This is a genomic window from Hamadaea sp. NPDC051192, from assembly GCF_040682475.1.
In the GTDB taxonomy this organism is placed as follows: Bacteria; Actinomycetota; Actinomycetes; order Mycobacteriales; family Micromonosporaceae; genus Hamadaea; species Hamadaea flava.
Map to the genome: position 1 here is coordinate 1 of NZ_JBFBAZ010000260.1, position 4,566 is coordinate 4,566.

Below are 4,566 nucleotides of genomic sequence, written 5' to 3' on the forward strand. Positions count from 1 at the left end.
GGGTCTAGCGACCTGTCCCGCACCGTACGCGGGCGGGACAGGTCGCGAGATCAGCCCTTGACCGAGCCCGCGAGCAGGCCGCGGACGAAGTAGCGCTGCAACGACAGGAAGACGATCAGCGGTACGACGATCGAGATGAACGCGCCCGAGGTCAGGCGCTGCCATTCGTTGCCCCGCGTACCGGCCATCTCGGCCAGGCGCACGGTCAGCGGCGCGGTGCGCTGATTGCCGCCCGCGAAGATGAGCGCCACGAGCAGGTCGTTCCACACCCAGAGGAACTGGAAGATCGCGAAGCTGGCCAGGGCCGGCACGATCAACGGCAACACGACGCTGCGGAAGATCTTCGGATGGCTCGCGCCGTCCACCTTCGCCGCCTCGATCAGGTCACGCGGCAGCTCGGACATGAAGTTGTGCAGCAGGAAGATGCCGAGCGGCAGGGCGAAGCAGGTGTGGGCGAACCAGACCTGGATGAACTTGTCCGGCCCTTCGAGATGCCAGGCGGGCATGATGTTCACGCCGCCGATGGTCACGCCCCGGCTGAAGAAGCTGAGCAGCGGGACCAGCGCCATCTGGAGCGGCACGATCTGCAACGCGAAGATGCCGATGTAGATCCAGTCCCGGCCCTTGAAGTTCAGCCAGGCCAGCGCGTACGCGGCCAGGCTGCAGAAGAACACCGGGAACAGCACCGACGGGATCGTGATCACGATCGAGTTGATGAAGTAGCTGGCCAGCCGCCCGTTGACGTTGGACGTGCCGAACAGCACCTCCTGGTAGTTCTCCAGGGTGAAGCTGGGGCTGGTGAAGAAGTTCCACCAGCCGTTGCTCTTGATGTCGTTCTCCGGCCGGAACGAGGAGATGAACAGACCGAACGTCGGGATCGTCCACACCAGAGCGATGACGATCGAGACGACGGTGGCGGTGCGGCTGGTCAGCTTCTTGCCGACGCGCTTGGCCACGCCGCCCTGATCGCTGGGCGCGACCTCGGTCTCGCCGCTGGCGACGGCAGGCGGTACGACGGTCATCGGATCTCCCTCTGCTGGCGGAGGTTGCGGATCTGGTAGATCACGATCGGCGTGACGAGCAGGAAGAGGAAGACGGCCAGCGTCGAGCCTCGTCCGGTGTTGTCGAACGGGAAGGCCCAGTTGTACATGTCGTACGCCAGGACGCTGGTCCCGAAGTTGCCGCCGGTCATCGCGCGGACGATGTCGAAGACCTTGAGGGTGCCGATCGTGATGGTGACGAGGACGACGACGAGGGCCGGCCGGATGCTGGGGACGGTGACCCGCCAGAACATCTGCCAGGGCGTGACGCCGTCCAGCCGGGCCGCCTCGACGATCTCGGCGGGGATCGCCTTGATCGCGGCGGACAGGACGACCATCGCGAAGCCGGCCTGGATCCAGATCAGCACGACGATCAGGAACAGCGTGTTCCACGGGCCCTTGAGCAGCCACTGCTGAGGGCTGCCGCCCAGCCACACCACGATCTGGTTGAGCAGGCCGAGCTGCTGCTCGTCCTCGGGGCGGTACTCGTAGATGAACTTCCAGATGATGCCGGCGCCGACGAACGAGATCGCCATCGGCATGAAGATCAGCGACTTCGCGAAGGCCTCCCCGCGCGAGCGGTCGACCAGCACGGAGTAGATCAGTCCGACCGCGGTCGAGACCGTCGGGACCAGCACCACCCACAGCAGCGTGTTCAGCAGGGTGTGCCGGGACTCCGGCTCGGTGAACATCCAGATGTAGTTCTCGAATCCCGCGAACTTGTTCTGGCCCGGGTTGGCGATGTCGGGCTTGGTGAACGACAGGATGAACGTGCGGATGGCCGGGACGATCAGGCCGATGGTGAGCAGGAGGCCGGCGGGGAACAGGAAGGTCAGGGCGACCCACCGGTCCTTGCGCATCGGCAGCTTGTCGAGCACGAACAACAACAGGCCGACCACGGCCAGGAAGCCGATGACGCCGTAGAGCAGCTCTAAGAGTTTCGGTGGTTCGTTGCTGAAATCCATCTGATCTCCCGGTGTGCCCCACAGGGCCGGTGGGCGGCCGGAGCCCCGTCCGATGCGGACGGAGCTCCGGCTGGTGTCGATGTCTTCACGGTCACGACGGGTCGCCGTGACCCAGGATCACTTCGGCCAGCTGTTCTCGATGTAGTCCAGCGAGTCCTTGGTGCTCTTGCCGTTGATCCAGTCGGTCATGCCCTTCCAGAACGAGCCCGCGCCGACCGAGGCCGGCATGAGGTCCGAACCGTCGAAGCGGAACACCGTCGAGGAGTCCTTCAGGATCTCGACCGACTTCTTGTCGATCGGGTTGGCGACGTTCGCGATGTCCAGGCCCTTGTTGGCGGAGACCCAGTTGCCCAGCTTCGCCCGCGAGTTCGCGTGCTCCGCGCTGGCCAGGTAGGTCTGGAAGGCCTGCACCTCGGGCCGGTCGTCGAAGATCGCGGTGAACTCGCCCGCGCCCAGCACCGGCTTCTTCGACGGGTCGACCGCCGGGAAGTAGAACGCGAACACGTCGCCGTCCTCGGCCACCTTGGTGCCCTGCGGCCACTGGTTGGCGTAGAACGACGCCTGGCGGTGCAGCGCGCACTTGCCGGTCGTGATCGGCGTGCCGCCGGCCTGGAAGGAGGTGGTCGCGATGGACTTCACGCCGCCGAGGCCGCCGTTGACGTACTTGTCGTTCTTGAGGATCGAGCCGACCTTGTCGACCGCCGAGACGATCTTCGGGTCGTTGAACGGGATGCTGTGCGCGACCCACTGGTCGTAGACGTCCGGGCCCTGGTCACGCAGGAGGACGTCCTCGATCCAGTCGGTGGCCGGCCAGCCGGTCGCGCTGCCGGACTCGATGCCGGCGCACCACGGCTTGATGCCGGTGGCGGCGATCTTGTCGCTCAGCGAGATCAGCTCGTCCCAGGAGGTGGGGATGGTCCAGCCCTTGTCCTTGAACATCTTCGGCGAGTACCAGACGAACGACTTCACGTTCGAGCCCAGCGGCGCGCCGTAGAGCTTGCCGTCGACCGTCGCGTACTTCAGCCAGTCGCCCGAGTAGTTCTGCGTGGCCATCGCCTGCGTCTTCTCGGCGGCCGGCTTCAGGTTGCCCGCCTTGGCCAGCTTCGACAGCAGACCGGGCTGGGGGATGAACGCGATGTCGGGCGCGTTGCCGCCCTGTACGCGTACCTGGAGCTGGGCCTCGAAGTCGCCGTTGCCCTCATAGTCGATCTTGACGCCGGTGCAGTCGGCCCACTGCTTCCAGGACTGCTGAAGCAGGTCGGCCTCGGCGTCCCGGATCGACGTGTAGACGCTGACCGTCTTACCGGCGATACCTGTGTAGTCCTTGAATGCCGCGCACTCCGGCTTGTCCAAATTGTCGCTGGACTTCTCGCCGGAGCTGCACGCCGCGAGTCCGCCGAGCGTGAGCCCGGCTGCCGCGACGAGCGCCACGAATGAACGCCGCCTGGCTGATGCCATGGACATCTCCTTCTCACCCTGCTGGGTTCTTGCACGACCTGATCGGATCATGCAATCCCTTACCGTCGGTTTACGTCTAGAGCCGGGGCGTAGCGGGCTTCGTAACGATTCGGAAACCCACTCGTGAGCCCGCTGTGACCTCGGTTATCGTTAAACAAGACGGACGTACGGTTTTCTAAATACTGCGTGGGAGCGTGCACAATGTGGGACCCCCGGGTGTATCAGCGGTACGGAGACGAACGATCTCGCCCATTTCACGATCTTCTGGCACGTGTTGGGAGTCACGCGCCTGCCCACATCGTGGACCTTGGTTGCGGTCCTGGCAACTTGACGGTGGCCTTGTCCCAGCGCTGGCCCGATGCGCGGATCGAGGGCCTTGACTCGTCCGCCGAGATGATCGACTCGGCGTCGTCCCTGCCCGAGGCGCGGTCCGGGAAGGTCGCGTTCGCCGTCGGCGACGTGTCCACCTGGACGCCGCCTGAAGATGTGGACGTGATCGTCGGCAACGCCGTCCTGCAGTGGGTTCCCGGCCATCGCCAGCTGCTGCGCTCATGGGCAGAGGCCGTGCGTACGGGGGCGTGGCTGGCCTTCCAGGTGCCCGGGAACTTCGAGGCGCCGTCGCATCAGCTGCTGCGCGAACTGTCGGCCAGCCCGGAATGGGCCGGGCGGATCGAGGGGCTACGCGACGGCGCGGCGGTGTGGGATCCCGCCGAGTACGCCGGCGACCTGCTGGAGGCCGGCTGCGACGTCGACGTGTGGGAGACGACGTACCTGCACCTGCTGCCGGTCCGGCCGGACGAGCCGCACCCGGTGCTGGCCTGGATGGAGGGGACCGCGCTGCGGCCGGTCCGGGCCGCTCTGGCCGACCGCCCGGCGGACTGGAGCCGGTTCCGCGATCAGCTGCAGGATCGGCTCGCCAAGGCGTACCCGGTGCGGCGGGACGTGGTGCCCTTCCCGTTCCGCCGCATCTTCCTCGTCGCCCACAAACCCTGACCCCCTCACCCCTCCCAACCCCGTTGATCATGGAGTTAACTGTGGTGTCGGCGGCGTGTCATGACCGGAAACTCCATGATCAACGCGACGGGGTGGCGGCGCGGCGCGAC

General features: G+C 66.0%; 4 protein-coding genes. 1 reads left to right on the plus strand and 3 read right to left on the minus strand.

Annotated features, from left to right (window positions below; genetic code table 11):
• Positions 1 to 50 precede the first annotated feature (50 nt).
• The 3 genes from AB0M47_RS42130 to AB0M47_RS42140 form a co-directional block, all read right to left on the minus strand.
• On the minus strand, positions 51 to 1,022 hold the full coding sequence (locus AB0M47_RS42130) for a carbohydrate ABC transporter permease (protein ID WP_363424500.1): 972 nt from the start codon (positions 1,020 to 1,022) through the stop codon (positions 51 to 53).
• Positions 1,019 to 2,005: a sugar ABC transporter permease gene (locus tag AB0M47_RS42135; RefSeq protein ID WP_363424503.1), complete on the minus strand. Its 987-nt coding sequence runs from the start codon at positions 2,003 to 2,005 to the stop codon at positions 1,019 to 1,021. The genes AB0M47_RS42130 and AB0M47_RS42135 overlap by 4 nt, the downstream gene beginning before the upstream one ends.
• A 117-nt stretch (positions 2,006 to 2,122) precedes the next feature.
• Positions 2,123 to 3,469 carry an ABC transporter substrate-binding protein gene (locus AB0M47_RS42140; protein ID WP_363424506.1) on the minus strand — a complete coding sequence of 449 codons (1,347 nt, stop codon included), beginning with the start codon at positions 3,467 to 3,469 and terminating at the stop codon, positions 2,123 to 2,125.
• A gap of 195 nt (positions 3,470 to 3,664) precedes the next feature.
• Between AB0M47_RS42140 and AB0M47_RS42145 the strand changes: the two genes are divergently transcribed.
• Positions 3,665 to 4,456, plus strand: coding sequence for a trans-aconitate 2-methyltransferase (locus AB0M47_RS42145; protein ID WP_363424509.1), 792 nt, complete (start codon positions 3,665 to 3,667; stop codon positions 4,454 to 4,456).
• Positions 4,457 to 4,566 lie beyond the last annotated feature (110 nt).

Excerpts from the sequence above, each read along its gene's own strand:
- AB0M47_RS42130 (WP_363424500.1), bottom strand. The coding sequence starts at position 1,022 with ATGACCGTCGTACCGCCTGCCGTCGCCAGCGGCGAGACCGAGGTCGCG.
- AB0M47_RS42135 (WP_363424503.1), bottom strand. The coding sequence starts at position 2,005 with ATGGATTTCAGCAACGAACCACCGAAACTCTTAGAGCTGCTCTACGGC.
- AB0M47_RS42140 (WP_363424506.1), bottom strand. The coding sequence starts at position 3,469 with ATGTCCATGGCATCAGCCAGGCGGCGTTCATTCGTGGCGCTCGTCGCG.
- AB0M47_RS42145 (WP_363424509.1), top strand. The coding sequence starts at position 3,665 with ATGTGGGACCCCCGGGTGTATCAGCGGTACGGAGACGAACGATCTCGC.